The following is a 25,835-nucleotide window of genomic DNA, read 5'->3' as shown; positions in this document are numbered from 1 at the left end:
TAAAAGCAATCTGAGCAGCGGCTGAAAGCTAGCTGAAAGTTGCGGAATGTCACGGAATCTTCAGCTACTTTTCAGCTAATGATCATTAGAATCTCAGTTAGCTCCCTTATACTGAACTCAAATGAAGTAAAGATCGACAGAAAAGAGGAATTCCTGATGACAATGACAACACAACCCTTCCTCCCTTTTCATTTTCAAACACTGGACTCGGCAATAGAACTTCTGCTCCCCTGTGAGGAACACCAAAAGCTGCAGATACATGAGATCGGCAATGAATGGTTTGGACGTGAGGAAAAGCGCTTCTCCCTCGGCCTCGCAGACAGTGAAATTAACCTTTTAAATACATTAGCCGGAGAAAGCTGCCTTGTGTCCAATACAATGCTAGAGGTGCTCTTCCTTGCTGAAATGTATCAGGCCATTACAGATGGCCAATATACGCCTCTACTATATAAGAAGGGAGCCGCTCCACAGTTCACGCCAGCACCTGCTCGGGAAGGGTGGAAGGTTAATCCTATGACCAAGTCAGTAACGCTGCCTCAGCATACGTGTATTCAATTGCAAGGCATCGAGAAAAGCTGGTCTCTGAAACGATTAACCGACTATTTGAAGCAAACCTTATCACTTGCAACAGGGCTCATTCTATCCGAGGGCGATGTGACGGTATGGGGGCAATCTGGGGCTCAGCAGGAGCCGTGGCGGATCGGGATCCAAAATCCATGGAACAAGAACGCCAAACTTGGTGCGATTGTGATGCCGGAGGGTGCTCTCTCTACGTACAGCCCGCTTGAGGATCGTGGGCATGGTGACGCTGGCAGCGATGTGCTGCAATGCACAGTGACAGGTCATGATCTTGTGGAATGCCATGTATGGGCACGTATTATCGGCTCACTCGGGATGGAGGCTGGTCTCTCTTTACTAGCTAAACGGAGTGATACGTGCGAGGCTCTTGTACTTTCGAAGCAAGATGAGCTTCACTACTACGGGCAAGAGTCCTCTCTCGATAGGAAATGGCAAGACATTCGTGTGGATCATTTTCATTTTAGTGAAAGACAGGGTAGGGATGATGTTGATAGCTTTGCTTAAAGAGATGATTTGAAAATCATTTGTGGATGAAATTAGGAAAAAATGAATGTTATCCACATTTCAGCACACTTTGTCCACAGACGACATATTAGTTACCCACAAAAATGGCTATTTTATCAACAAGTTATCCACGTACTGTGTGTATCTTTTGAATATGAGGCTCTTCACATGCTATGATGTAGAAAATACACGAGGCAGGGGCTTTATTTGAATGACATATGATGTAATCGTAATTGGCGGCGGTTCCGCTGGCCTGATGGCTGGCATTGCTGCAAGCAGGGACGGCGCAAAAGTGCTGCTCGTCGATAAAGGCGATAAGCTGGGGCGTAAGCTAGGCATATCTGGCGGCGGCAGATGCAACGTGACGAACAACAAAGACATGGATGAATTGATCAAGCATATCCCCGGCAACGGGCGCTTCCTTTATAGTGCTTTCACCCATTTCGGGAATAAGGACATTATTGCGTTTTTTGAAAATCTCGGCATCCACCTCAAAGAAGAGGACAATGGTCGGATGTTTCCCATCAGCGACAAGGCCAAAACTGTCGTCGACGCGTTGATCGGCCAAGTGCGGCGCCAGGGTGTGGAGATCCGGACCAACAGTCCGGTCAAAAAGGTGTTGTACGCGGACGGCCGCGTGAGCGGCATCCAGCTGCAGGGCGGGGAGACGCTGAATAGCCGCGCTGTGATCGTCGCCTCCGGCGGATGCTCGGTGCCGCACACCGGCTCCACGGGAGACGGGTATGCTTGGGCTGAGGCGGGCGGGCATACGATCACGCCGCTTTTTCCGACCGAGGTTCCGTTAACCTCGAAGGAGCCTTTCATCCGCAGCCGCGAGCTGCAAGGACTGTCCTTGCGCGACGTGACGCTCAGCGTGCTGAACGCGAAGGGGAAGCCGATCATCGCGCATCGCGGCGACATGTTGTTCACCCATTTCGGCCTCTCAGGGCCGATTGCGCTGCGCTGCAGCCAGTTCGTGGTGAAGGAACTGAACAAATCCGAGCGTAAGGAAGTTCTCGTCACGGTGGATTTGTTCCCTGATCTAAGCACCGACGAGGTGTACAACGAGAGCATGGCGCTCGCGAGAAGCGACGCTAAGAAAGCGATCAAAAACGTGCTCAAGCCCCTGCTGTCCGAGCGGCTCATCCCGCTTCTGCTCACGAAGTCGGAGTTGGACGAACAGCTGACGTATGACAACATACCTAAGCAGAAATGGCTGGAGCTATGTAAGCTCATGAAAGCTTTCCCCGTTATCGTTAAGGGGACGTTATCTTTAGAAGAAGCGTTCGTGACCGGCGGCGGCGTTCAGCTCAAAGAAGTAGATCCGAGCACGATGCAGTCCAAGCTCGTGCAAGGTCTCTACTTCTGCGGAGAAATCCTCGATATTCATGGTTACACGGGCGGCTATAATATCACCGCGGCTTTTTCGACAGGATATATGGCGGGCACGCATGCGGCGATGCAGGAGTGACGTCTTATATTGGTGATTCATCCGCCGCCCGAACGGGTATTGTTAGGTATAGGTTACACCCATACCTAACAAGGGAGCTGGAAACGATGGAACCAATGAAAAGCGTGGACATTGAGCAGAAGCGAATTGAGCAGAAATATGACAAGGGGCTTGTTGCATCAACTTTTATTAAATATGTTGCGTACATCATTATCATTTTCGGACTGCTGTTTTTCCTGGTCCGTTATGTATTCCCGCTGTTTTAGAAAAAAAAAGACGAACGAACACCAAGGTGTCCGCTCGTCTTTTTCATTTATTTCACGTTCTGCTTATTACGCAGTCGCTAGATCCAATTCATCTTCCTCGTCACGATCAAACGCAGCGCGGTCGAATTCACCTTCGGATTCTGCTACAAGCAATGCTGTAACTGTAGTACCTGTTGCGTTTACTGCTGTACGACCCATGTCGATCAGTGCTTCTACACCAAGAACAAGACCCATACCTTCAAGCGGCAAGCCAAGTGCTGTCAATACAACCGTTGTTGAAATCGATGCAGGACCTGGTACGCCAGCAACCCCGATGGAGGAGATAACGCTAACTAGAATCAACAATGCATACTCGGAAATACCTAGTGGCAAGTTGTAAACTTTTGCTACGAAAATCGCGACAACCGCTGGCCAAACACCACCACAGCCGTTGAAATTCATCGTTGCCCCAAGCGGCGCCACGAAGCTTGCAATACGCGGTGATACGCGTAGACGTTTCGTAATAACTTCCAAGTTTACAGGAAGCGTTGCATAACTACTGCGAGTAGTAAAGGCAACTGCAATCGTCGGGTATGCCTTTTTGAAGAATTTAATAGGGTTAACTTTCGCTACAAGCAGCACAAGTCCGCCGAAAATCAAGACGAAGTGGATAATTAATGCCACGTAGGAAGTCAAAATAATTTTAAATAACGGCTCTAATGTTTCCCATCCATATTTACCTGCCATTGCCGCAATCAACGCGTACACCCCATAAGGAGTCAAACGAATAATATATTTAACAACTTGGTGCATAACTGCAGTTGCAGAAGTAATGAATGCTTTTACAGATGCTACAGCCTCAGGTTTTTTGGAACCTACTGAAACGATGGCTACTGCAACGAAAATAGCGAAGATTAGAACCGGTACAACTTTACCACTCGCCATGTCGCTAATTGGATTGGACGGTACCAGATCCAGAATTACTTGGGAGAAGGTTGGAATTTCTTTGGCTTTAAAATCCTTCGGAACCGCTTGTGCGATGCCATTACCTGGATCAATCGCCAATGCAACTAGAAGACCGATTAATGCTGCGATCCCCGTTGTAATTAGGAACCAGCCAATTGTTTTGACACCCAGTTTACGAAGCTGAGCCATACTAGACAACGACGAAATACTATTAATAACAAGAATAAAGACCAGAGGCATTACTAGCATTTTGATCAAATTAACGTAAGTTGTTCCGATCGTGCTTACACTTTTAAATTGCAATCCGGTTTGGTTAAAAATAACCCCTGCCACTAGACCAAGTCCTAAACCGATAAAGACTCGGTTACCGAAACTCACTCTCTTTTTGCCTAGAAAAACGAGGAAACCAATAATTACGATTGATACGACTAAGCTTACCCAGTTCGTTTGAAAAGCGGTTACTAGGTTGTTTTGCATGTTCATCATCCCCTTATTCCTACAAGTCTACTTGGTTTAATTGTGATAAATATATGACAACTCACATCACCTGTCAATGGTTTTAATTTCCAGTTAACGCAAAAAACCGAACGATCCTCTAATGTATACGAGGTTCAATTCGGCTTTAGATCTTTTTCATGAAATTCCCGCGAAATTTCTATATCGTGTGCTGGTCATGCACGATGGCGACGACAACCCATTGCGAGCCTGAGTATTCAAAAACAAGTCGTAAACTGGTCCAATCCATCCCTTGATATTGCGGATCAAAACCAGGGAAATGATATTCAACGGTGATATATGAACTGGTCGGGTAAACGCTGAACACATTATTGATCATGTTCCCTTTGCCCAGTATTGTGTTATAGCTAATTTGAGGCGCTGCGGCGAAGTTGGCGTTATATACAAATTTAGCCCAATAATTCGGGAATGTGAGGTCGATTGGATCGCCTGATCCATCGAAAGTACCCCAGTGCGTGAGACTTGGGCTAGCCCAAAGCGCTGCTAAATTACTGCCTTGAACCTGAATGTCGGTCGCTGTATGGATATAGGAATACGGAGAGAATTGGACACCTTTCTGCGGATGCACGAGGCCTGCAAGCTTCGCCATGTTCTTCTCCTTGAGCGCGATTAGCACCTCTTCAGCTCTTGCTTCAATCACTTGCTTAGCCTCTAAAGGGGTGGAGAAGCTTGGCGCCGTTGCTGCTGGCGTAGGCTTCGCGCTAGCTGTTGCCTGCGGCTTGGTCGTCGGTACCGGTGTTGGGGTCGAAGACGGCTGCGGTGTTGCTGGCACATGGGATGGTACAGGTGACCCTACCGAAGTAGGCTCAGGGGAAGGCGACGGAGAGACAGCCGCTGTTGGTTGCGTCGTTGGTTCGCTGCTGCTCGTGACCCCGTTATTGGTCTGTTTCGCGACGCATCCTGCAAGCGCGCTGACCATACTAACCATAACCACAGCGATGGCGATCTTCCTCATTCTTCCCATGAGAACCACTCCTTCTTCAATTGTCTTCCTTATTACACCAAACGCATACGGGTGACGAAAGGTTACATGATATTTCCATTGTTCTTCAAAAAAAGCTGAAAACGGGCTCCAACTCAAAACCAATCAAACGCATCATTCTTGCTTAAAATATGGCGTTCTAATGGATATATACAGTTGAAGCCGGAAGTTGATGCCTTATGCCCCCGAAGCCTCAGCAAAACCCAAAGAGCCCGAGGCTCCCCCTCCTCAGGCTCTTCTAATTCGTTCCCGCCGGTTAAATCCGAATACCGGCGCTAAAATGATTATAGTCATCGGCCGAAGGATCGAACGCCGCCTCATCGTCACTCGGCAGCGCATCGCGATCCGCAACCACCGCTGAGGCTGCATAACTGTCGGACCAGTCCTCATTCACGGTGTGTGCCGGAATGCGGATGGAGCCCTCCAGGTCATACGCCATGGCGAAGGTGGCCTGCTCCGATTGTATCTGCGCACTATCAACAAGCCGCCCGCCGTGCGACTGGGCAATTTCGATGGCCGAGGTGATCTCCTGCTCATCCAGATGGATGTGCAGCGTGGCCCGCTCCCCTTCCAGCAGCTCTGGCTTATAGCCGAGCTCTTCTAGGGTATCTAGCGCAAGCAAGGCATCCCGCGTTTGATCAAATTCAAAAAAGATAGGAACAAAGTCTTTCATCTATTAGCACCCCTTCTTCCTTCAAATGGAAAGTCTGCCATTAGGTTTGACCAATTGTTCCTATCCTATTCGACACCTATTCTTACTTAAGTGCTTCTTGAACGAATTGGAGCAGCTCTGCATGGTATTCCGGCACAGCAGCAACCAAATAGACAGCCTTGTCCGCACCCGCTTCATCAATAACAGCTGGGCCTCCGAGTAACGGAAGCGGATTGCCTGCGAAATCTGTAACCTTCACACCAGCCTCCTGCGCAAGCAGCAAGCCTGCGTACAGATCCTCCCCTTCTGAGTTGTACAAGACAACGCCGTGCAGATCGCCTCTAGCCAGCATAGCCCACACCAGGGACGGGGCCCATAAGCGCATCACTCTTTTGACCGAGTACTCCAGATGATACCTAACCGCTAATGCCCGCTGATCATCTTTCGTTACAGCATGTCCTTGTATCCATGAAACTGTAGACTTCACTAGTGCACCACTCGGCCTCGCCTGCAGCTTCCGATCCCCTTGCCAAGCTCCCTCATCTTGCACAGCCACATAGGTCATTTCCATAACAGAATCATGTACAACACCCAGTACGATGCGCCCTTGGTAGCTTAATGATATTGAAACGCCGTATAAAGGCACGCCCAACGCGAAATTATTCGTTCCATCCAAGGGATCGACATGCCATACCCAGTCACTCGCTGCTCCACCCTCACCGGCTTCTTCACTATAAATACGATGCGTCGGAAACACACTCAGGATGTCCTCCACGATAAGACGATCCGCCTGCACATCCACTTCTGTCACCAGATCACCGCGCTCATCCTTGTGCTGAAGAATTAATTGACCACCGAAACGTTGCTTGGCCAGCGTACCTGCCTTCACAGCTGCCTTGGCGGCAACTTCCCTTGCTAATGTCCATTCGTTTCGATTCATTCCCTACATCCTCCTTGCGTGATCACTTCTGTCGTTTATATTTTACCATATCCTACCTAGAAAAGTTGCGTTGCGGCCTTGGCTTTGCATTGACAAGCCACCTGTTCATAAGTGATAATATAGCAAAATCAGAAGGCGACAAGAGCTGTCGAAAGGGGCATTGCGAGTATGGTAAAGCATCATCAGCACAAGATTTTGGATTGTACGATTCGAGACGGCGGTTTAGTTAACGATTGGGATTTTAGCGTGGAGTTTGTCCAAGACATGTATCGCGGCTTGAGCGCAGCCGGCGTAGAATATATGGAAATTGGTTATAAGAACTCAGAGAAGCTACTTAAAGGCGGATCATCAGGTCCTTGGAGATTCCTTAATGAATCTTTCTTGCGTGATGTGATTACCAAAAAAACAGATACCAAACTATCCGCTCTTGTTGATATCGGACGTGTGGATGAGAAAGACATTTTGCCTCGTGAAGACAGCTTGCTCGATTTGATCCGCGTTGCTTGTTACATCAAGGATGTAGATAAAGGTCTTGAGCTTGTACAGAAATTCCATGACATGGGTTATGAGACGTCCCTGAACATTATGGCGCTTTCCCACGTAATGGAGAACGAGTTGACGGAAGCTTTTGAAGAAATCAACAGAAGCCCGGTTGACGTTGTATACGTCGTAGATTCATACGGCAGCATGCAATCCAAAGACATTGATTACTTAGTTTCCAAGTTCCAACGTTTGCTTCCTGAGAAGGAACTTGGCTTGCATATGCACAACAACATGCAGCTTGCTTTCGCTAACACGCTAACGGGTGCTTCCAAAGGTGTAACTTTCTTGGATTCCTCCGTATACGGTATGGGGCGCGCAGCAGGTAACTGTACAACCGAATTGTTGCTCAGCCACCTTAAGGGAGCACGTTACGATGTACGTCCTGTTCTTGGCATTATTGAAAAGCACATGATCGCAATGCGTGAGAAATGGGATTGGGGTTACCTCATTCCTTACATGATCGTTGGTGCTTTGGACGAGCATCCTCGTACAGCAATGGCCTTGCTTGACTCACCTGAAAGAAATAATCTGGTCGATTTCTACGATCGTTTAACTTCTGTAGAAACGTCTCCAGCTGCAAGCAAGAAATAAGTAATGCAATTCAATAACCCCTATTCAAGTCCAGTTTAAGAAGGGAAAGCCTTCTAACTGCATGAATAGGGGTTTTTTATACCACTCTGCCTTGCCACTACCTGATAATTTTTGCCGAAATCACATAGTTTTCTGCGTAGGCCCGATCGATGAGAAAAATGAAGTCCTCCCCATCTCTTCGGTTTAAGCTCTTTTTTGGGTACACCTCGATATAATCACTCTCAATTAATTCTGTGCATTTCTCATCCGCATAAATCAATCCAGCTTCTAAGCGTTTTATCGCTTCCACCATGACTTCTCTTGACTTCAAATCCCCAAAGATTTCAACATAGACTCTTGCGGTAGCATCGTGATCTCGGAGTAATATCGCTACCTTATGCTTGACTTTGATGCGCACCTTCTTTTTCGGAGATATACTCATAGGTTCTACTCCTTCATTCGTCTATGGATTTATTTTATGTCACAACCAAGGAAGGTGGACTAGGCTAATGGACATTTTAACCCCCTCAATTCGTTTACACATCAGGTGATTTCAGGCATGGAAGGATATTTTTTCCCTTATTTGAAAATAGTAAGAGCATTAGCACGTCAGGGGGGTTCTGCGTGATTCAAGTGCTCTCGACATGGCAAACATTCTGTCTTATGTTTTTATTCCAGCTAGGTACAACAATTGTATTTGGTTTCGCTGGTGGCGCTAAGCAGGATGCTTGGCTGGCCGCTTTGATCAGCGCAATGATCGGAATAGGCATCGTGTGGATGTTTACACTTATATATGAACGACATCCGGGAGAAAACTTAGTCTCCTTGCTTCAAATAACCTTCGGCCGCTACTTTGGCCATTTTTTAACCACCCTGTATACGTTTGCTTTTATTTACGAAGCTGGAAGAATTCTGCGGGATCTGGGAGAGCTAATGGGAACTTTTCTCCTCCCTAGCACACCGGCTCCGTTCTTAATGCTTCTTCTTGCCATCTTGGTTGCCTATGCCTGTTATGCCGGTATTGAACGGATTGCTCGGTTAGCTGAGCTCAGTATCATCATCGTATTCTTGTTTACCTGCATCCAGCTCATCCTGCTGATCTTCTCAGATGCTGTAGACCTCTCGTGGCTGCTGCCTGTGGCATCAGATTGGAGGAGCATTGGCGTGACGGTATTCCCGCTTGGTTTAACAACCACCTTCGGTGAAATTGTGGTCTTCACGATGATCTGGAAATTAACTGTAAACCCACGCAAGTTTCGTAAGGCTGCGCTGTACTCCTCTATGTTGGTCGGCGCTGTTTTTGTCGTTCTTGACCTCATTGCTGTCAGTACATTAGGGCCAGATCTGTTCTATCGCTCCTTCTATCCGCTGTTAACCAGCTTTCAGTTGATCCGAATCGCCGATTTTATCGACAATTTCGATCCGTTTGTGGTAACAACTTTCATTACAGGCGGTTTGTTCAAAATCATACTGTATGTCTACGCGGCTTGCACAACCATCACCACACAGTGGAAAACAGAGAATCATCGCATAGTGATTATTCCCGTCGCTATCCTGATTTGGTTTATCTCGATTTACACCGCCAAAAATATAGCAAGCCACATATTTGTAGGCCTAAAGGTTGTGCCTTGGATTATTGAGCTTCCGCTATTCGTGGTGATTCCATTCATTATTTTCTTATTAAGCGGGGTAATTAGAAAGCGAAGAGTAGAGAGCTAGGGAGGATACATGATGCAACAAACTCCTGTGGATTACACCATCGATATCGCACAGCTTCAAGCTGATATCAATCAACAGCTCGATCACGACCCTGATTTGGTATTTGTACATATACGCACTACACTTATTGCCTACATTTCGGGATTGGTCGATGCTGAACGGATCGAACGAGAGATAACCAAACCCTTGACTCAGGCACAGCCTACGACGGAAACTCTTTCCTCTCATCTGTTAACGCCGGAAGTCATACATACCGATCACTTCGAAACACTGATTGATAATCTGCTGACAGGCTTTGTTATGATTGCCGAGCAAGGTCAGCTTAAAGTTCTTCTAGCCAATCTGGCCTGCATGCCGCACCGCGGCATTGAGCAGCCCGAGACAGAGTCAGGTGTGCGCGGTCCCCGAGAGGGCTTTACCGAAATGTTGGAGACGAATGTAGCTTTGCTGCGTCGTCGCCTGAAAACAGATAAAATGCGGATCAAAACCTGGCAGATCGGCGCCCTCAGTCAAACGGAAGTACGTTTGATCTATTTGGAGGGGATCGCGGATCAAGGAATTGTCGATGAAATTACCAAACGGCTAAGTGCTATTCGCATTGATGCGGTACTCGAGAGCAACTATATCGAGGAGATGATCCGGGATAATCCCTACAGCATTTTCCCGACTATGGAATACACGGAAAGACCCGACGTAGTCGCTGGATCTCTTCTCGAAGGCAAGGTAGCTATTTTCACCAATAATACCCCTTTCGTCTTGATTGCCCCCTTCCAGTTCTGGTCGGCCTTTCAATCCAGCGAAGACTACTATTTGATGTTCACGAGTGCAACATTCATACGATTTATTCGGTCTTTGTCCATCATCTTGGCCCTTCTATTGCCTTCACTCTACGTTGCCATTACAACGTTTCATCCTGAAATGCTGCCGACCAATCTATTGCTTTCTGTCGCTGGGGCCCGTGAAGCATCTCCTTTTCCAGCTATAGTCGAGGCGCTCATTATGGAAATTACGTTCGAGGCACTCCGTGAAGCGATACTTCGCTTACCTCGCGTTATGGGACAAACCGTCAGCATCGTCGGCGCTCTCGTTATCGGGCAAGCTGTTGTGCAAGCTGGTATCGTATCTACGCCAATGGTCATCGTTGTTTCTGTAACGGGAATCGCTTCTTTCATGATTCCGCGCTATAATATGACCTTTTCGATACGGATCATGCGTTTGCTGCTGCTCTTACTCGCAGGGACATTGGGATTCGTCGGGATCCTGCTTGGGCTGTTTACACTTGCCATTTATTTGACAGGGATCCGCTCTGTAGGTGTTCCATACCTAGCTCCGATTGCGCCTTTACGATTAAAGGGGTTACGTGACTTCCTTGTTCGTGCCCCGCATTGGCTTATTGATCGTGATCTAGTCTCCACTTCGCCGAAGTCGAATAAGAAGAGGCACGAATAATGAGAAAAACACGTCTATTCCTGACATACATCATGCTTCTTGTCCTGCTGACGGGCTGCTGGGATCGGAAAGAAATTAATGATATCGCCATCTTGCAGCTCTCCGCATTTGATCTCATGCCCGATACAGGCAAATACAGAGGCTATGTCCAGATTGCGATTCCCAAATCGATTGGTGCAGGTCAATTGACGACAAGTGGCGGAACGCAGCAGAGGACCTACATGCCACTCACCGATTATGGTGAAAGTATTGAGGCCATGTCCATAAAGCTAGATCGCAAGCTTTCTAGAGATGAACTGCCTTCACACCGCCGTATCTTCATGGTAGGTGAAGCTCTTGCCCGTCATGATATTGCCCCCGTTCTGGACTTTCTTTCGAGGAATCCCAAGAATCGGCTGCGCACCTACATCGTGATCGCGCGTGGGACAGATGCCAAAAGTCTTGTCGAAAGTGAATACCCCTTGGAGGCCACGAAGGAAGAAGCACTGCGCGAAATGATTGTTCGGAAATTGCAAGTGCCTTCCATGCTCCGCAATTTCTATGCTTCCTCCGCTGCTACTGGCATTGAGCCTGTTGCTGCTGCCTTTTCCAAGGACAAAGATGGCAAACTATTACTCAACAGTGTTGCCTTATTTAACAAAACTACCTTAGTAGGCTACGTTGAGGAAATGCAAGCTTTTGCTCTAACGAGCTTATTAGGAAGGAAGCCTTTCGGTGACGTGGACGTTTCCATGGCAGATCAGAAAAGCAATTTGTCGATACGAGTTACCAAATTGAATGTAAAGAAACATGTAAAAGTCGTAAACGATCAGCCACAGTTTACATTGGACATAACAGCTAGTGGTCGGATTATGGACAATCGCACGAAACTAGATCCTAGCGATCCTGCGGTTATGGAACAGCTCAACGAATCCTTTCAGGAGCAAATCACGGAAATCTACAAGAAGCTCTTCCAAACACTGCAAAAAACCTACAAGACGGACAGCGCAGGTCTCGGGCAATCCGTCTATCGTAAATACCCAAAAATTTGGAAAAAGATAGAGAAGGACTGGCCTGACATATTTCCTGAAGTAGACGTCCAAATGAAGGTATCCGCTAATATCTTCCAAATTGGTGTTCAGGGTGCACCTTATTATTTGAGAGAGGATGAGGTGAGCGAGTAATGTGGCTCAAATTGACCGCTCTGACGATTCCGTCCATCCTGATCACGATCCAACAAATGTCCTATTGGGCGAAACATGGTACTCGTAAGCAAGCGATTGTTTGCCTAGTCTGGATGGTCATTGCTTGGGGACTAGGCTGTGCCTTTATTGGCGGATTCCGTTTGCCCGAGCCTACGAAACCGTTATTCCCCGGTTGGAAGTAGGGACGGGTTGCCGCCCATTTGCCAATCCTCACGCTTCCGCTCCTGCCTACATACATTGATATCATTTAGTTGATGTGATGCAGGGAGGAATTGCGTTGAAGATGGACACATGGAGCGGGGCGAATAAGGCCATATTAGGGCTTTCCCCCGTTGATTTGCTTATTTTTGCTCCGCATCCCGATGATGAAATCCTCGGGACGGCTGGCACGATTATGAACGCCATCGCCTGCGGCAAACGCGTTCATGTCGTGTTCTTCACCAATGGAGATGGCTACCCGGAAGCCGCCACCCTCTTGTTTAACAAGCGTCCCGAAGAGCTAGGACCGGCACATTATTGGGAGCTGGCACGCATACGCCAGCAAGAAGCTATGTCAGCCGCGTCGCTAATCGGACTTCGTCCGCGGGATCTCACTTTCCTCAGCTATCCCGATGCCGGGCTAGACAAGGTTTACGCCACCACAGGAACGATGCCCCCATTTCAGCAGCGTTTTACGCAGCAGCAGGCGACGTATGGGGCGCTTGTGCCTGATTTTCACTCGCAGTATTACGGCTGCCCTGCACCCTACCGTAAAGCTTGTGCTCTTTGGGATACGAAGGCGTTGATCACATTGCTGCAGCCCAAAGAGCTGTATGTCACAGATGCCGCCGATACGCATCCAGACCACGGTGCTGCGCATGCATTCGTCATGGAGGCCGTTTCACAGTTATGCTATACGGGTAAGGTCTACACCTATTTGATCCACAGCGGTTCAGAGACACAGTGGCCATGGCCACGCGGCATCACGCCGGAGCTGCCCTTCGAGGCGCACTTTGCAGGGGGACATCGTGTCCCATTAAACGTAACTTGGCCTCCACCTATCCGTCGACCACTGACGCTGGGTCAAGCTTATTGCAAGTGGCAAGCGTTGCTCGCATATCCTTCGCAGATTCCCGTTGAACCGGAATTTCTGCAATCTTTTATCAAATGTGAAGAAATATTCTGGATGCCAAACCGATAAACTAAAAATCGATCCGCTGCCTTCAAGGAGTGACTATGGGAGTGAACATCATCTGCTATGAGCCGCATTTTGTTGATTGAAGATGAAGAACGAATAGCCCGCGTGCTGCAACTAGAGCTTGAGCATGAGGGCTACGAGGTGCTTATCTGTGGGGATGGAAGATCTGGACTCCAGGCTGTCTTAAGCGAAGAAGGATGGGATCTCGTCCTTCTTGACGTGATGCTCCCAGAACTCAATGGACTCGAAGTTCTCAGACGCGTCAGGCAGGTAAATGCCACGCTGCCTGTCATTCTGTTAACCGCGCGGGATGCCATTCCCGATCGCGTAAGCGGGCTGGATCAAGGCGCCAACGATTATGTCACGAAGCCTTTTGCAACGGTGGAGCTTTTAGCCCGCATTCGCAGCCTACTTCGTCAGAAGAGCCTGCAAGAGCAAGTTCCTGAACAGGATCATTTGCTGAAAATCGATGAGCTTACTATGGATTTAAAAAGCCGTGCTGTCACGCGCGAGGGTATTGCCATTGAGCTGACACCAACGGAGTTTGATTTGCTGCGCTTCCTGATTCAGCATCAGAACGAGGTGATGTCGCGGGAACAGATTATTACGGAAGTGTGGGGTTATGATTTTATCGGGGATACCAATGTTGTCGATGTGTACATCCGCTATTTACGTCAAAAAGTAGACAAGCCCTTCACCACCAAGCTGATTCAGACGATTCGCGGTATCGGTTATCTAATTAAAACACCATCTGACGGCAGCTCTCCGCTTTCAGATGACCAGGAGTCCGTATGAGCCTAAGAGTAAAAATTACATTGTGGGTATCCATTGGATTAATGGCGATCCTCTTCTTCAGCTTTACCTTCGTGTATTACATGTTCATCCGTGTGACAACGAAGGGTGAAATTGACCTATTGAAGGATAAAGCCAGCGCCTTGCTAATGAAGGATTTGCCTAATCATCCGGAGTATTGGAAGGACAATATGCAGATGGATGAGCTGCTAATCCCCCAAGAAATGCTGCGCTACATCACACCTGACTCTAAGGTTGCTCATCAGATTTATTCCGATATGAGTCTTGTTAGTTATCCAGCCAGCTATGCAACCGAGGCGTCTGAAGCCTTAATAACCGATGCCGATGGCATTATGTTATTCGTAAGGACACCGGTTTTCAAAGAGGGTAAACAGGTTGCTCTCTTAGAAATAGGCCGAAACCTGCGAAGGCTAGGCATGTACTCCGAAATGTTGATCTCGATTCTTGTTCTGACTTCCATTGGTGCGCTTATATTGGCCCTAATCGGGGGTTATTTTTATACCAATGTCCTGTTTCGACCTCTCCATCAATTCATCGCTACCATGCAAAACATTGAGAATAGCGGTTCATTTCGTCATATTACGCTGCCAGATAAGCAGGCCAATGATGAGCTGATGAGACTAGGCACCACTTTCAATCGCATGATTGACAGATTGCAGGATATGTTTCGTAAACAGGAGCAATTCCTTGCTGATGCCTCCCATGAGCTTAGAACGCCGCTCACCATTATTGAGAGCTACGCCAGCTTATTGCGGAGGTGGGCCTCCAGCAATGATCAATTGCGGGAAGAAGCATTGGAAGCAATCGTGTCAGAGTCCGCTCAGTTGAAGCTGCTCACGCAAAATCTGCTTTCGCTCACGGATACCAACCGTGAAAATTGTGAGCAGAATACGAACTTCGACCTTATTCAACTCGTGGAGCAAACCGCGGCCTCCCTCCGAGTAACTTCCTCGCGAGAAATTCGTGTTCAAGCCGAACACGATATGAAAGAGCTCCCGATGACGGGTGATCCCTATCAGATCAGACAGTTGCTTATTATTTTAATAGATAACGCCTTAAAATATAGCCAGAAGATCGTGGATATCCGCATCAGTTTGCACGATAAACGAGTGATTCTCAAAGTCATGGATCAAGGCATTGGCATCGCGGAAGAAGATCTTCCTCACATCTTTGACCGCTTCTATCGATCCGATAAAGCTAGGAACCGAAAGCAAGGCGGGGCAGGACTTGGGCTCGCTATTGCTCAACATATTGTGCAAAAACATCAGGGAACTATCGAGCTGCAAAGCAGTCTAGGCCAAGGCTCCACAGCCATTGTAGCGCTTCCACAATCCTGTCAATAAGAACATTATAAGGGGATTCTCATCATTCTCTCAGAATTGGGCTTTCCCCTTGATATAGCGCGAATTACAGGGTTGCATGGTAAATAATAGGGCAATTTTCATCTGCTATACTGAGTCTCAGGTGGACAACACCTCGCAAGGTTACTCAATTAAGGGTCAACTGATCAAGATTCTTGCGCACATTCATTTGAAGCTTACCATGTCTTCAATGCAAGATAGCTTGGCGAAAACTCAGCGAAAACTCTAAGGAGGCAAACCCCATGAAAAACCCACAAAAAACTTGGTACAAAAAATTAGTCGTTACGGCCTTGTCCGTATCTATAGGATTGTCAGTACTTGCAGCAGGTGCTCCAGGTAAAGCGGAAGCGGCTACATCTACATCTACATCTATTGAAGCAGCAGATGCTACAGCTCTTACAGCGTCAGCAACGTCGACTTCAAGAGGAAGCCAAGTCATCTCCATCGGTAAAAGATATTTAGGAACACCTTACAAATTCGGTGCTAAGGCAGGTCAAACACGTAACTTTGACTGCTCTTCCTTCACGCAATATGTATTCAAAAAGGTTGGCGTCAGCCTGCCGCGAACATCCCAACAACAAGCTCGTGTAGGTAAGTATGTATCCCGCAGTAACCTGCGTGTAGGTGATTTGGTGTTCTTCTCGATCCCTGGGAAGCCAGGCGTTATTCACCACGTTGCCATCTATATGGGCAATAACAAAATCCTTCAAACTTACGGCGCAGGCGGCGTACGTATTACCAATCTTAGCAGTGGCACGTGGTCATCACGTTATATGACGGCACGTCGTGTGCTGTAGTAACTAGCAAATAAAGTTGAGAGTCCGATTAGATGGAATTTATCCATCTAATTGGGCTTTTTTTGCGTGAAAAAGATAACTCTGAGAGCCTTGTAACGGGGGCGCTGGCGTGGGGTGGGATTTTAATGCCCATCTTGTGGACACTATCCCATTGGCTCAGGATTTGGAAAGAGTCTTGCTGATCTGAGCGATAAGGATAGTGGCGATAGGGACGAGCTGCAAAATCATCCACCAAAAACCCCCTCAGCCTTATGCCAAAGGGGTTCCTTGCGGACGCGGCGACTAGTAGCGAATGTACGCCTCATGATAGCTCTCCTTTAAACCGCGCTTGCGTACCTTGATCTCCAACAGTCGCTGCTTATACGTTACATTTGCAGTTCTCGGCAGCACCAGCGTAGGAACCTTTATAATTCGGTTCTTGGCGTTCGTAAATCCTGTCAGCTTAATTTGATTAGATTTCACGAACACTTGAAGTGCTCTTGGATCTTCTTCTTTGGCAATTTTGACCTTAATAATGACATGCTCGTGCGTTTCAAAAATTTCTGTACCGATGGATCCAGAGGATGAAATGCTGGCATCCAAGCCTGGCATCGCTTTTTTCAGCATGTCCTGTACATATCCTTCAGCCCACGTCATATTATCTAGAAAGGTCTGCCCTTTTTCGGCGAACGGCAGCTTTTGTCCAAGAAACTTCTCAACTTGCTCCCACTTCAACCAAGGATGGCGATTAAATCCGCTCAAGCCCATCACCTCATTTTGCTAACAGTATATGTGCCTACCTCCCAATGTGACACCCTCCCGAAAATTCAGAGCACCTCTAGGCGGATACCTCATATACTGTAGGTGTGATAACGCAAGGGGGATCGGATAATGCCAGCAATCGTTGGGAATGTGAAAATTATTAGTGTCGGTTCCAGCTCTGTCGTTCATTTCGGCGATTCCTTTATTATTTCACCGACCAGCTCCTCCAAGACATTCGCTGGAGCAGGTTCATTTAACACAGGGGATTTCCCGCGTGTTTATAATACCTACAGCACGACGGTAACTAACGATTCCGACCTCATTGATGCCAATGCAAGCGGCAATATCCTTTGACAAAGGTCAGAATAAAGCGAGGTGTTCCACGGAAAATGAACTGGACCATCCATCAAACCATCATGATTCAACAATTAAAAGTTAACTCTGTCGCCAACTCATCTGTCCTCCAGATTGGCACGGCCGGATCGATTCGCTCGTTGTCTAATCTGTACAATACAGGCGGCTTCGTAGAGCCTGCTCCTGAGCTTGGAACGAGCGAAGTTAACCCTGTAGCGCTTGTTCCTCTGCCGCCAGCTACGTGACCTGGAGAAGACTTCTTGCGCGCTTCAAGATTAGCCAGGCTCAAGAAGGTGTCCTATAGCGCTGAATATACCATGCCTGAGGAATCCGGAAGGAGGTGCTTTTTTCCTAATGACTAACCCGATCACGTGGCAGCAATGGGCCCAGCAGATAACCGCCTGTATGGAAATGCAGAAGCAGCGCATTGAGAAGCTAGAACAAACCGTAAGCAAGCTGCAGGCGGATCTGAAGGCCTTAAAAGATGAGAAGCGAATCCACATCGATAAAATTGAATATAATTTTGATCAGCTGAAAGTTGAAAAGCTCGACGGTACACTCACGATCGGAATCAGTCCCAGCGCAATCGATCAGATTGAAGACTTCAGTGTGAATGGCAACTCGTTGAACAAAGATGAGAATGGTGCCGGTTTGGGTATGGATATGAATCCTTTTTACCAAGGCGGACAATACCAAGGGGTAATGCCTAATGCGGGTGGCGGTGCGACTCAACCGACATCACGTGGAACAGCTGCAAAGCAAGGGAAAGACATCCAATCGGAGGTTGCTAGCGGCATTGAACAGTATTTGCAGTTCGGTGTGCAGTCCGATATCAACAGCCTTGAACATAAATATCAACATCCACTCGACGATGATTACAAAGATTTGATCATTGATGATATTCGCAAGCAGCTGGATACGCGTATTCAGCATTATGTGAATCAATACCGCGGCGTTGGGTTCAAAGAGCCTCTGGAGGCTGTGACTACCAACATTATGGACAAAACGAAGCAAGACATCCTTACCGCAATCGAGACGTACATATCCAGTCTACCTAAGTAAAGGCACATTCTTGGACTGGCACGTTAAACATTTTATAGGAAAGAAGGGCAAGCGATGTTTAATTTACATGTCGAAAATAAACAAATCTGTGTAGGCGATGTCCGTATCGTCGGGGTCGCGAGTGCTTCCATCTTCCTAATTGGCGACACGGAGGTCATCTCCTTATCTTCGATGTTCGATACACCGCCTGAATCTGTCATTATCGCGCCATTCGTTCCTCTTCCTTCGGAGGGATAACCATGGCACGTTTATCGATTGTTGGCAACATCTATATAAATAGCATAGGCTCATCCAGCACCATGCATGTGGGGGATAATGTATACACGGCTCTGCAGAACAGAGTCTTTGCGGTTCAACGCGAAGTGCCTATTTATTATGGGAACGAGGGCAGCTTCGCGGCTTATCCATTCTATGAACGACCTTTCCCTCTCCCTCAGCCTCCCGAACCGTTCACAATGTGTGTGGATAACTTAGGAAGCTATATTACGGTACGTAACGTCCGCCTTCTCGGAGTTGCCGCATCATCTGTCTTTCAAATCGGTAGCAACCGCGTTACCAGGTCCGAGACCCGGGTCAAAAACATCCGTCAATTCGTGACCAATAAACCTGGGCCCAAGGAACAAACCACCTTCGTCTACTCAGCGACAGATGATGTCATTGGTGATATCCCTCCCAAGTCATCATCAACACCTGAAAATAAGCCGCCGCGTATTGTGTTCGTTACCCAGCAGCAGCAATCAACGCCACCGCCTGCTGCACAATAAGAGGCCATGCAAAAGGAGCTATTAGGCGTCAAAGATGCTAAAAGGCACTCATTTTCATGGAAAACGGTACAAATAGATGAATTAGTGCAAAAGTGCATCCCTTCGAACCGAAAAAGGCCGAAATGATGAATAGGGGCAGAGATAGTTGCACTTTTGCACGCATTTCTGATCAGGAGGTAAATTCGATAAAAAAGTTGCACTTTTGCATGCTTCTCAGCTGTATGCACAAAAGAGAGTCCCAACAGCCACATATCCATGGCTGATGGGACTCTCTTTTAAACCTGCTCACTTCGTGAGCAGCGGTTGAGCGCGGCTTAACAGCGCCGCCATCTGCGCACGCGTCAAGGACGCGCTCGGGCGGAACGTGCCGCCTTCGAAGCCGTCGACAAGGCCCCTGCTGCTCATCGCAGCAATGGCCTCTGCCGACCAGCTGTCCGCTGGCACGTCCGTGAACTTCTTCGCCCCGCCGCTAACCGGCGTGGTCAGATTTAAGGCGCGGGAGAGCAGCACACTCATCTCCTCCCGCGTCATGCTCTGATCGAGCGCGAAGCGATCGTTGCTGATGCCCTGCATCAGCCCCTTCTGCTGCGCGATCCCGATCGCCTGCGACGCCCAGTGGGTCGCAGGCACATCCCTGAACGTGGCGCTAGCAGCCGCCACGTCCTCTAAGCCGAGCGCGCGCACGATAATCGTCGCGGCTTGCGCCCTTGTGAGCGCCGCGTCGGGCGCGAACGTGTCTGCGGCTGTGCCGACCATCCAGCCGCGATTCGCGGCGTTCAGGACGTCGGACTGCGCCCAGTGCTTTTGCATATCCGTGAAGTAAAAACCATCCGCCCACAGCTGATAGTAGCTCCACGTATCATCAGTCTCTTGATTAAGGCTCCAGCTTCCAGTTCCTTTCAACTGGTATTTCCCTACTAACTTTAGCTTAGCTTTGATTGATTGTTCGTTGTCAAACCAAACTGTGTAGGTGCCAGCGGACAATTGCTTGCTGTTCACCGTTGATTTCGCAGCCGTTGATTGTATCGTAAAGGTTGCAACTGGCGATTGACTAGCATTGTCATAACGTATCGTTCCACCGTATTGATCGACTAGTTTCTGAACGCTTCTAGCCGGAATTCCTGCTCCATTGGACGCAGGATCCTGATTCCAGTAACGGCCATAGAGTGGAATACCTAGCACTATTTTATTCGCTGGCGCTTGAGTCAATGCGTACTGAATGGATTTCTCGACAAAGGGCAAGCTAGCAACAGGACTCGGCGTAGGATCGCCAGGATAGCTCTCATCATACGTCATGACCATCAAATAATCACAGACAGCCGCTAGTGCTTTATAGTCATAGAGACCAATCCAGCTCGTCGTAGTGCCTGTTGGATTCGCAGCTACTGCGACGGAAACCTCCTTGGTACTCGGCAGCTGTTCGCGCAGCTTTTTAACGAAATCCGTGTACTTATCTCGGTAGGCCGCCCCTACATTTTCAATATCTAATTGCACACCATCCAGATTATTAGCCTTGATACTTGCTGCAAGCTCTTTAACTAGCGTCTCGCGTCCATCGATTGCTTTTTCACCTAGCGCTTGACTGAAATCATTGCTTAGAAATGGAACAACCCGTTTCCCCTGCTTATGCATCTCCGTTATGAAAGAAGCCTCTAGATCGGACACTTCTAAACTGCCATCTTCCTTTAGATGAAAATAACTTGGCGATACTACGTCTAAGGTCTCACCGCTTTTATTGACTTGTGATACAAAGGAGCTAGGTGCTCCCATGAATATATACGACATATTGAATTTCCCCTGAGCCGCGGTAGCCCCAGCAATAACCTCGTTCTTATGCACAAATGTTACCTGCCACACCGCACCGACAATGACTAGGGCAACGACAAGCTTACGCCATCCATTGCTCAATTTCATCTTGTCTCCTCCCCTATTCGATTCGTTTCGATTCCTTCTATCATCCTAGAAAGCTATCAAAATCGCTACGAGTAAATACTGGGGAAACACAAAAAACCGCTATGGAAGAGGGGGTTTCCCGCTCTTGCGCAACGGCTTATTTAAATAGAGTATGTCATCGACCAGTGGTCAGATAACCCTTGTGTATAAAATTGATAGTGATTTCGGCCCTTACCCTTCACCTGGTATAAGGCAATATCGACTTCCTTCATCATTTGGGCTGCATCCTTAAGATCAGGTCGATACATCGTAATGCCCATACTGACTGTCGATCTAAAAACATGCCCCTGAACGTCCCATGTCTTCTCAACACTGGCTATGATGCGACGCGCTATACCCTCGACATGCTCCTGACAATCCACAGCCGGCACTAAAATCGTAAACTCATCTCCTCCCATTCGGGCAAATATATCAATATCTCTTAAACAGCTCTGCATCCGGTCTACAAAAGCTTGTAAAAATGCATCTCCGATATCGTGTCCCATCGTGTCATTGATGATTTTGAAATCATCAATATCGACATAGAGCAGTGCAAAAGCACGATCTGTTCGCTTCGCCTGCTGCAGCAGATGTTGTAAATTCTCTTTGAACAGTCGGCGATTCGGCAGGCCTGTCAATGAATCATGGAATGCCATAGCAACAAGTTGGTTTTCATGATTTTTGCGCTGCGTACTGTCCATAAGTGCGAAAACAATCTCGATGAGCTCACCCTGTTCATCACGAAGTGGGATCGCTGTGCATTCCATCCATAGGTGAGCATCATTCGCTCCTCTCGCACGAAACTCTAGTTTACTGCTAGATTTCGTTTGCAAGGTAAGCACGAACAATTTATACACATCTACACGAAACTCCGAATCAACTGACTCCATGAGTTGACCTACATGATCGGGTACATAGCCGAGAACCCCTCGAAACCGTTCCGAAGCATAGATCAAATTCCCTTGCACATCTATCCTGCAATACAAATCCCAAGCCTGCTCGATAATTTGACGAGCGAGAGACGTCTTCGACAACCTTGCATGTTTGCTGTCCTTGTTCACCATCTCATTATGCATAACCTCTGCCGCCCCCTCTTATGCTTTACATAGAGACTTTGGTAGCTTAGCACGGCAACATAAAAATTAAATAAAATGATGCTTAAGTTTCAATCAATGATTCGTCGAAAAATAGCGATTGATGTCGCATCTTCAGACAAACGAGATTACATCGACATCCTTTGTACCTAATTATCCACATCATGCCTTTCAGAACCCGCTATTTGTCAATAAAAGGATAGAAATTACTAGGAGAATCGTTCTATAATGTAGGTAATATCTGATGAAAGTAGGAACACCCTTCTTACTTTAGAAGTTGTTTCATTACTGAGGGGGATTCAAGCATGGCCGGAGAAACAATTTTAGTCGTTGATGACGAGCAAGAAATTGTCCAATTAATTCAGCTCTACTTGGTGCGTGAAGGCTACAAAGTAATCAGTGCAAATAACGGACATGATGTGTTTGAAATTGTGAGGGAACATAGGCCTGATCTTATTATTCTGGATATTTTGCTGCCAGGACTTGATGGTATAGAGGTATGTCGTCAGCTCCGCAAAACGAGCAATACCCCCATCTTGTTCATTTCATGTAAAAGCGAGGATATTGATATCATTCTTGGTCTTAGCATGGGTGGCGATGACTACATGACGAAGCCGTTCAGCCCAAGCCAGCTTGTTGCCCGGGTCAAAGCCCTTCTTCGCCGTAACTCTATTCGTGAGCAGCATCAAGATGACCCGCAATTGGTCAAATTCCCTGGTCTAGAAATCGATCTGGTCAGCCACATCGTACGAGCGAATGGACGAACGATCTCCCTTTCTGCCAAGGAATTTGATTTACTTTCTCTCATGGCCAAAACGCCAAATCGTGTTTATAAAATCGAGCACTTGTTTGAGCTCATCTGGAGCTTGGACAGTATGGGCGATCCACGCACACTCATTGTACATATCAGCAATTTACGCAAGAAAATAGAAGTTAATCCAGCTGAGCCTCGATACATCATTACTGTCAGAGGCGTTGGGTATAAATTTAACGGCTCCGCTGTCTAATTTAGCGATTTAGCCAATCGGCAATAACCTGCTGCAGAGGCACCGCCGCTGCGGCTATGACAAGTGCTGGCAGCATATTCGCCACGTTAATTTTTTTGATTTGCAAAATATTGATACCTACGCCGATAACCAGGACGCCGCCTACCGCGGTGATCTGCACAATCATCGCATCCAGCGACGCTTGGCTGAACGCCATGGCGATCACTGTAGCTAGCAGTGCAATCGTTCCTTGCATCACAAACACAGATGCCGCGGAGAAAACAACGCCGATCCCCAATGTCGATGCGAAGATGATGGATAAGAACCCGTCGAGCAACGACTTGGTGTATAAAATATCGTGATTATGACGCAGGCCGCCATCCAATGGACCTAATATCGCCATGGCGCCGATGCAATAGACGAGTGTACAAGTGACGAAGCCTTCTGAGATGCTGGTTGGCGCTGCTGGATGCGTCGTCGGTTGCTTGCTCATCTTGCTCTGAAGCCAGTCGCCAAGCTTCGTAAGATTGGCTTCGATCCGCATCAACTCGCCGAGAATACCGCCAACGACAATACTCATGATCACGATCACGATTTGATCTGATTTAAGTGCCATTGTAATACCCAACACAGTTATAGCGAGCCCTAGGCCCTGCATGACTGTGTTTTTCATACTTTCTGAGATGCGGGGCAGCAGCATGCCAAGTAATCCTCCGATAATAATGGCTACTGCATTCACGATCGTCCCCCATAAAGCCATACCTTTCATTCCCCTCTGCGTACAAACTATGATGACCTTCTCATTCTACATGATTCTTCTCATAATTTCCTGCGACGTTGGAAATGGTAAGGATAAGCAACAGGAAAGGAGGCATGGTGAATGTCAAAGAACAAAACAATGGATCCTATGACAGGCGATACGGTTGAAACCGACGGTATTTACGCCAATGAAGCTGGGCAAGAGGTCACGCTTAAACGAGGTGATGAGTTTCCCGCCGATCTTGTTCTAGGACGCAGCACATATGAGCTGCAAGGCTTTGCCGATGAGGCGGAGATTGATCACGATCAGTCCGAGCTTAACCCTATGCGCAAGCGCGTAGATGCACGAACCTAAGTTTTTACCGAACATGTTTCTCTCGCTTGATGCACAGAAAAACCGAGCGGCCTTCCTGGCTTCTCGGTTTTTTCTCGACATATAAGGTCCTTGCAGGACAGCGTAACCGTTTATTTCACTTATGGTATACTAAGGGGTAGATGATTGGTTAATTTTGCCCTGGGGGATATAGATATGACACGTATTATGATAATCACAGGCGGCACGCTAGGCGATTGGGCGCTAGGGGAAATTCGGGCGGATGATATTCTTGTCGGCTCTGATCGGGGGGCGCTATTTCTCATTCAAAATGGCTTTCTCCCACATATTTCGATGGGGGATTTTGATTCGGTTACAACCGAGGAGCTCGCCCTAATTCGAGCATCTAGCAAAATCTTAATTGATTGTGATCCAATCTACAAAGATTTAACGGATACGGAGATGGCTTTTAACTGGGCGCTGGAACAGAATCCGAGCCAGATTCTACTCGTCGGGGCACTAGGTACGCGCTTCGATCACTCGCTTGCCAATGTGCATTTGCTCCGCAAAGGCTTGGCGCAAGGGATTCCTTGTGCGATTATGGATGCCAACAACCTCATCATGGTGATCGATCAAGCAACACGCGTGCGAAAGGAACCTTACACACATATTTCGCTGCTCCCGCTTAGCTTGGAGGTCACGGGGATCACGCTGCATGGCTTTCAATACCCCCTTCAGCAAGCGACACTAGACATCGGGATGTCACTTGGTATCAGCAATGTTCTCCTTGAACCAGAAGGGCTTATCGAACTATCATCAGGCTTATTGCTTGTGATTCAGAGCAAGGATTAGAGAGCGCTCGCCCTTCAACAAAAATTACATAAAAATTTGGAAATTCGACACTCTCTTCTTCGCCATAATGTGGCTAACTCTGTTACAATAACGGATAGGCTAGTCATTTATTGAGATATTGAGGTCGTTTAAGCATGCCCCCTGTTCAAGAGAACCTTGTAAGAAATCTTCTTCCTACCAAACTACCTTCTGTTATTACACACTTTGTATCTCAGCACGTCCTTACGACTCGTGAAGCTGAAATTATTAGTCTTATCGCTTTGCGCGGTTATAGCAACAAAGAAATCGCAGATTATTGCTTCATCAGTGAGAAGACAGTGAAAGTACACATCGAGAAAATCATGGATAAAGTCGGAACGCGCTCGATGCGCAAGCTCTTATCCGCTATTATTAGCACCGACGCTTACCCTTCATAATGAGCCAAAAAGAAACGCCAGCTGCAGAAGCAGTTGGCGTTTCTTTTTGCATGTAGCGCTCGGTAGCAAGCCCGCTCCGCTTATGGGCAAGTGGGCACGTTTCGCGCGGGAACGC

At 47.6% G+C, this 25,835-nt stretch carries 30 protein-coding genes; 21 read left to right on the top strand and 9 right to left on the bottom strand.

The features are described from left to right. The first annotated feature begins 156 nt into the window (after positions 1 to 156). From AC58QO_RS25800 to AC58QO_RS25790, 3 genes are all read left to right on the top strand, one after another. Positions 157 to 1,083 (top strand): FAD:protein FMN transferase, encoded by a 927-nt coding sequence (locus AC58QO_RS25800; protein ID WP_497270588.1) that lies wholly within the window; start codon positions 157 to 159, stop codon positions 1,081 to 1,083. 211 nt (positions 1,084 to 1,294) lie between these two features. Then, the gene (locus AC58QO_RS25795; protein ID WP_497270586.1) at positions 1,295 to 2,554 is read left to right on the top strand and encodes a BaiN/RdsA family NAD(P)/FAD-dependent oxidoreductase; all 1,260 of its coding nucleotides are present in this window, start codon (positions 1,295 to 1,297) and stop codon (positions 2,552 to 2,554) included. 86 nt (positions 2,555 to 2,640) lie between these two features. Continuing rightward, the gene (locus AC58QO_RS25790; RefSeq protein ID WP_497270584.1) at positions 2,641 to 2,799 is read left to right on the top strand and encodes a hypothetical protein; all 159 of its coding nucleotides are present in this window, start codon (positions 2,641 to 2,643) and stop codon (positions 2,797 to 2,799) included. 66 nt (positions 2,800 to 2,865) lie between these two features. On the opposite strand, the gene AC58QO_RS25785 is transcribed toward AC58QO_RS25790, so the two are convergent. The 4 genes from AC58QO_RS25785 to AC58QO_RS25770 all read right to left on the bottom strand — a co-directional run bounded on the left by AC58QO_RS25785 (position 2,866) and on the right by AC58QO_RS25770 (position 6,834). Beyond that, complete coding sequence (locus tag AC58QO_RS25785; protein ID WP_497270582.1) at positions 2,866 to 4,221, bottom strand: dicarboxylate/amino acid:cation symporter; 1,356 nt, start codon at positions 4,219 to 4,221, stop codon at positions 2,866 to 2,868. A 178-nt stretch (positions 4,222 to 4,399) separates the two neighbouring features. Beyond that, a complete protein-coding gene (locus AC58QO_RS25780) occupies positions 4,400 to 5,224 on the bottom strand; it encodes a hypothetical protein (RefSeq protein WP_497270580.1) in 825 nt (274 codons plus the stop codon). Positions 5,225 to 5,498: 274 nt separating this feature from the next. Next, positions 5,499 to 5,915, bottom strand: coding sequence for a BRCT domain-containing protein (locus tag AC58QO_RS25775; protein ID WP_497270578.1), 417 nt, complete (start codon positions 5,913 to 5,915; stop codon positions 5,499 to 5,501). 82 nt (positions 5,916 to 5,997) lie between these two features. Then, positions 5,998 to 6,834 carry an inositol monophosphatase family protein gene (locus tag AC58QO_RS25770; RefSeq protein WP_497270576.1) on the bottom strand — a complete coding sequence of 279 codons (837 nt, stop codon included), beginning with the start codon at positions 6,832 to 6,834 and terminating at the stop codon, positions 5,998 to 6,000. A gap of 168 nt (positions 6,835 to 7,002) precedes the next feature. On the opposite strand from AC58QO_RS25770, the gene AC58QO_RS25765 reads away from it, so the two are divergent. Continuing rightward, entirely contained in the window at positions 7,003 to 7,968 is a 966-nt protein-coding gene (locus AC58QO_RS25765) for an aldolase catalytic domain-containing protein (protein ID WP_497270574.1), read from the top strand. A 97-nt stretch (positions 7,969 to 8,065) separates the two neighbouring features. On the opposite strand, the gene AC58QO_RS25760 is transcribed toward AC58QO_RS25765, so the two are convergent. Then, positions 8,066 to 8,389 carry a hypothetical protein gene (locus AC58QO_RS25760; protein ID WP_497270572.1) on the bottom strand — a complete coding sequence of 108 codons (324 nt, stop codon included), beginning with the start codon at positions 8,387 to 8,389 and terminating at the stop codon, positions 8,066 to 8,068. Positions 8,390 to 8,571: 182 nt separating this feature from the next. Here AC58QO_RS25760 and AC58QO_RS25755 point away from each other — a divergent pair, with 182 nt between their 5' ends. The 8 genes from AC58QO_RS25755 (at position 8,572) to AC58QO_RS25720 (ending at position 16,447) form a co-directional block, all read left to right on the top strand. Further along, positions 8,572 to 9,666, top strand: a complete 1,095-nt coding sequence (locus tag AC58QO_RS25755) for a GerAB/ArcD/ProY family transporter (protein WP_497270570.1) — start codon at positions 8,572 to 8,574, stop codon at positions 9,664 to 9,666. 9 nt (positions 9,667 to 9,675) lie between these two features. Beyond that, on the top strand, positions 9,676 to 11,115 hold the full coding sequence (locus AC58QO_RS25750; protein ID WP_497270569.1) for a spore germination protein: 1,440 nt from the start codon (positions 9,676 to 9,678) through the stop codon (positions 11,113 to 11,115). Further along, positions 11,115 to 12,278: a Ger(x)C family spore germination protein gene (locus AC58QO_RS25745; protein WP_497270567.1), complete on the top strand. Its 1,164-nt coding sequence runs from the start codon at positions 11,115 to 11,117 to the stop codon at positions 12,276 to 12,278. Before AC58QO_RS25750 ends, AC58QO_RS25745 begins: the two co-directional genes overlap by 1 nt. Further along, positions 12,278 to 12,481 (top strand): hypothetical protein, encoded by a 204-nt coding sequence (locus AC58QO_RS25740; protein WP_497270565.1) that lies wholly within the window; start codon positions 12,278 to 12,280, stop codon positions 12,479 to 12,481. The genes AC58QO_RS25745 and AC58QO_RS25740 overlap by 1 nt, the downstream gene beginning before the upstream one ends. A 101-nt stretch (positions 12,482 to 12,582) precedes the next feature. Further along, positions 12,583 to 13,479, top strand: a complete 897-nt coding sequence (locus tag AC58QO_RS25735) for a PIG-L deacetylase family protein (RefSeq protein WP_497270760.1) — start codon at positions 12,583 to 12,585, stop codon at positions 13,477 to 13,479. A 57-nt stretch (positions 13,480 to 13,536) separates the two neighbouring features. Further along, the gene (locus AC58QO_RS25730) at positions 13,537 to 14,271 is read left to right on the top strand and encodes a response regulator transcription factor (RefSeq protein ID WP_497270564.1); all 735 of its coding nucleotides are present in this window, start codon (positions 13,537 to 13,539) and stop codon (positions 14,269 to 14,271) included. Next, entirely contained in the window at positions 14,268 to 15,632 is a 1,365-nt protein-coding gene (locus AC58QO_RS25725) for a sensor histidine kinase (protein ID WP_497270562.1), read from the top strand. The genes AC58QO_RS25730 and AC58QO_RS25725 overlap by 4 nt, the downstream gene beginning before the upstream one ends. Positions 15,633 to 15,892: 260 nt before the next feature. Continuing rightward, the gene (locus tag AC58QO_RS25720; RefSeq protein ID WP_497270560.1) at positions 15,893 to 16,447 is read left to right on the top strand and encodes a C40 family peptidase; all 555 of its coding nucleotides are present in this window, start codon (positions 15,893 to 15,895) and stop codon (positions 16,445 to 16,447) included. 282 nt (positions 16,448 to 16,729) lie between these two features. Here AC58QO_RS25720 and AC58QO_RS25715 read toward each other — a convergent pair whose 3' ends face one another. Then, positions 16,730 to 17,188: a hypothetical protein gene (locus AC58QO_RS25715; protein WP_497270558.1), complete on the bottom strand. Its 459-nt coding sequence runs from the start codon at positions 17,186 to 17,188 to the stop codon at positions 16,730 to 16,732. Positions 17,189 to 17,317: 129 nt separating this feature from the next. Between AC58QO_RS25715 and AC58QO_RS25710 the strand changes: the two genes are divergently transcribed. The 5 genes from AC58QO_RS25710 to AC58QO_RS25690 all read left to right on the top strand — a co-directional run bounded on the left by AC58QO_RS25710 (position 17,318) and on the right by AC58QO_RS25690 (position 19,368). Next, a complete protein-coding gene (locus AC58QO_RS25710; protein WP_497270557.1) occupies positions 17,318 to 17,542 on the top strand; it encodes a spore germination protein in 225 nt (74 codons plus the stop codon). 35 nt (positions 17,543 to 17,577) lie between these two features. Further along, positions 17,578 to 17,787 (top strand): spore germination protein GerPB, encoded by a 210-nt coding sequence (locus tag AC58QO_RS25705; RefSeq protein ID WP_310501772.1) that lies wholly within the window; start codon positions 17,578 to 17,580, stop codon positions 17,785 to 17,787. Between the two features lie 109 nt (positions 17,788 to 17,896). Then, on the top strand, positions 17,897 to 18,604 hold the full coding sequence (gene gerPC, locus AC58QO_RS25700) for a spore germination protein GerPC (protein ID WP_497270555.1): 708 nt from the start codon (positions 17,897 to 17,899) through the stop codon (positions 18,602 to 18,604). Between the two features lie 54 nt (positions 18,605 to 18,658). Beyond that, a complete protein-coding gene (locus AC58QO_RS25695) occupies positions 18,659 to 18,841 on the top strand; it encodes a spore germination protein GerPD (protein ID WP_477589118.1) in 183 nt (60 codons plus the stop codon). 2 nt (positions 18,842 to 18,843) lie between these two features. Next, the gene (locus AC58QO_RS25690) at positions 18,844 to 19,368 is read left to right on the top strand and encodes a spore germination protein GerPE (protein ID WP_497270554.1); all 525 of its coding nucleotides are present in this window, start codon (positions 18,844 to 18,846) and stop codon (positions 19,366 to 19,368) included. Between the two features lie 285 nt (positions 19,369 to 19,653). Here the strand turns inward: AC58QO_RS25690 and AC58QO_RS25685 are convergent, their stop codons facing one another. Together AC58QO_RS25685 and AC58QO_RS25680 are read right to left on the bottom strand one after the other, a co-directional pair. After that, positions 19,654 to 21,282 (bottom strand): S-layer homology domain-containing protein, encoded by a 1,629-nt coding sequence (locus AC58QO_RS25685; protein WP_497270552.1) that lies wholly within the window; start codon positions 21,280 to 21,282, stop codon positions 19,654 to 19,656. 140 nt (positions 21,283 to 21,422) lie between these two features. Next, positions 21,423 to 22,376 carry a diguanylate cyclase domain-containing protein gene (locus AC58QO_RS25680; protein ID WP_497270551.1) on the bottom strand — a complete coding sequence of 318 codons (954 nt, stop codon included), beginning with the start codon at positions 22,374 to 22,376 and terminating at the stop codon, positions 21,423 to 21,425. A gap of 323 nt (positions 22,377 to 22,699) precedes the next feature. On the opposite strand from AC58QO_RS25680, the gene AC58QO_RS25675 reads away from it, so the two are divergent. Further along, complete coding sequence (locus AC58QO_RS25675) at positions 22,700 to 23,401, top strand: response regulator (RefSeq protein ID WP_497270550.1); 702 nt, start codon at positions 22,700 to 22,702, stop codon at positions 23,399 to 23,401. A 1-nt stretch (position 23,402) separates the two neighbouring features. Here the strand turns inward: AC58QO_RS25675 and AC58QO_RS25670 are convergent, their stop codons facing one another. Next, complete coding sequence (locus AC58QO_RS25670) at positions 23,403 to 24,140, bottom strand: DUF554 domain-containing protein (RefSeq protein WP_497270549.1); 738 nt, start codon at positions 24,138 to 24,140, stop codon at positions 23,403 to 23,405. A 120-nt stretch (positions 24,141 to 24,260) separates the two neighbouring features. Between AC58QO_RS25670 and AC58QO_RS25665 the strand changes: the two genes are divergently transcribed. From AC58QO_RS25665 to AC58QO_RS25655, 3 genes are all read left to right on the top strand, one after another. Beyond that, positions 24,261 to 24,494 (top strand): hypothetical protein, encoded by a 234-nt coding sequence (locus tag AC58QO_RS25665; RefSeq protein ID WP_497270547.1) that lies wholly within the window; start codon positions 24,261 to 24,263, stop codon positions 24,492 to 24,494. 168 nt (positions 24,495 to 24,662) lie between these two features. Beyond that, complete coding sequence (locus AC58QO_RS25660) at positions 24,663 to 25,304, top strand: thiamine diphosphokinase (RefSeq protein WP_497270758.1); 642 nt, start codon at positions 24,663 to 24,665, stop codon at positions 25,302 to 25,304. Between the two features lie 134 nt (positions 25,305 to 25,438). Further along, positions 25,439 to 25,720, top strand: a complete 282-nt coding sequence (locus AC58QO_RS25655) for a helix-turn-helix domain-containing protein (RefSeq protein WP_497270545.1) — start codon at positions 25,439 to 25,441, stop codon at positions 25,718 to 25,720. Positions 25,721 to 25,835: the final 115 nt, after the last annotated feature.

Source organism: Paenibacillus sp. J31R30, assembly GCF_059692115.1.
Note: the sequence above shows the minus strand (reverse complement) of the source record. Positions and strands in the feature narration are given on the sequence as shown.

Excerpts from the sequence above, each read along its gene's own strand:
- gerPC (WP_497270555.1), top strand. The coding sequence starts at position 17,897 with ATGACTAACCCGATCACGTGGCAGCAATGGGCCCAGCAGATAACCGCC.
- AC58QO_RS25710 (WP_497270557.1), top strand. The coding sequence starts at position 17,318 with ATGCCAGCAATCGTTGGGAATGTGAAAATTATTAGTGTCGGTTCCAGC.
- AC58QO_RS25665 (WP_497270547.1), top strand. The coding sequence starts at position 24,261 with ATGTCAAAGAACAAAACAATGGATCCTATGACAGGCGATACGGTTGAA.
- AC58QO_RS25775 (WP_497270578.1), bottom strand. The coding sequence starts at position 5,915 with ATGAAAGACTTTGTTCCTATCTTTTTTGAATTTGATCAAACGCGGGAT.
- AC58QO_RS25730 (WP_497270564.1), top strand. The coding sequence starts at position 13,537 with ATGAGCCGCATTTTGTTGATTGAAGATGAAGAACGAATAGCCCGCGTG.
- AC58QO_RS25690 (WP_497270554.1), top strand. The coding sequence starts at position 18,844 with ATGGCACGTTTATCGATTGTTGGCAACATCTATATAAATAGCATAGGC.
- AC58QO_RS25670 (WP_497270549.1), bottom strand. The coding sequence starts at position 24,140 with ATGGCTTTATGGGGGACGATCGTGAATGCAGTAGCCATTATTATCGGA.
- AC58QO_RS25770 (WP_497270576.1), bottom strand. The coding sequence starts at position 6,834 with ATGAATCGAAACGAATGGACATTAGCAAGGGAAGTTGCCGCCAAGGCA.
- AC58QO_RS25675 (WP_497270550.1), top strand. The coding sequence starts at position 22,700 with ATGGCCGGAGAAACAATTTTAGTCGTTGATGACGAGCAAGAAATTGTC.
- AC58QO_RS25725 (WP_497270562.1), top strand. The coding sequence starts at position 14,268 with ATGAGCCTAAGAGTAAAAATTACATTGTGGGTATCCATTGGATTAATG.
- AC58QO_RS25750 (WP_497270569.1), top strand. The coding sequence starts at position 9,676 with ATGATGCAACAAACTCCTGTGGATTACACCATCGATATCGCACAGCTT.
- AC58QO_RS25695 (WP_477589118.1), top strand. The coding sequence starts at position 18,659 with ATGTTTAATTTACATGTCGAAAATAAACAAATCTGTGTAGGCGATGTC.
- AC58QO_RS25745 (WP_497270567.1), top strand. The coding sequence starts at position 11,115 with ATGAGAAAAACACGTCTATTCCTGACATACATCATGCTTCTTGTCCTG.
- AC58QO_RS25765 (WP_497270574.1), top strand. The coding sequence starts at position 7,003 with ATGGTAAAGCATCATCAGCACAAGATTTTGGATTGTACGATTCGAGAC.
- AC58QO_RS25680 (WP_497270551.1), bottom strand. The coding sequence starts at position 22,376 with ATGCATAATGAGATGGTGAACAAGGACAGCAAACATGCAAGGTTGTCG.
- AC58QO_RS25720 (WP_497270560.1), top strand. The coding sequence starts at position 15,893 with ATGAAAAACCCACAAAAAACTTGGTACAAAAAATTAGTCGTTACGGCC.
- AC58QO_RS25800 (WP_497270588.1), top strand. The coding sequence starts at position 157 with ATGACAATGACAACACAACCCTTCCTCCCTTTTCATTTTCAAACACTG.
- AC58QO_RS25785 (WP_497270582.1), bottom strand. The coding sequence starts at position 4,221 with ATGCAAAACAACCTAGTAACCGCTTTTCAAACGAACTGGGTAAGCTTA.
- AC58QO_RS25685 (WP_497270552.1), bottom strand. The coding sequence starts at position 21,282 with ATGAAATTGAGCAATGGATGGCGTAAGCTTGTCGTTGCCCTAGTCATT.
- AC58QO_RS25780 (WP_497270580.1), bottom strand. The coding sequence starts at position 5,224 with ATGGGAAGAATGAGGAAGATCGCCATCGCTGTGGTTATGGTTAGTATG.
- AC58QO_RS25740 (WP_497270565.1), top strand. The coding sequence starts at position 12,278 with ATGTGGCTCAAATTGACCGCTCTGACGATTCCGTCCATCCTGATCACG.
- AC58QO_RS25655 (WP_497270545.1), top strand. The coding sequence starts at position 25,439 with ATGCCCCCTGTTCAAGAGAACCTTGTAAGAAATCTTCTTCCTACCAAA.
- AC58QO_RS25735 (WP_497270760.1), top strand. The coding sequence starts at position 12,583 with ATGGACACATGGAGCGGGGCGAATAAGGCCATATTAGGGCTTTCCCCC.
- AC58QO_RS25795 (WP_497270586.1), top strand. The coding sequence starts at position 1,295 with ATGACATATGATGTAATCGTAATTGGCGGCGGTTCCGCTGGCCTGATG.
- AC58QO_RS25790 (WP_497270584.1), top strand. The coding sequence starts at position 2,641 with ATGGAACCAATGAAAAGCGTGGACATTGAGCAGAAGCGAATTGAGCAG.
- AC58QO_RS25705 (WP_310501772.1), top strand. The coding sequence starts at position 17,578 with ATGAACTGGACCATCCATCAAACCATCATGATTCAACAATTAAAAGTT.
- AC58QO_RS25760 (WP_497270572.1), bottom strand. The coding sequence starts at position 8,389 with ATGAGTATATCTCCGAAAAAGAAGGTGCGCATCAAAGTCAAGCATAAG.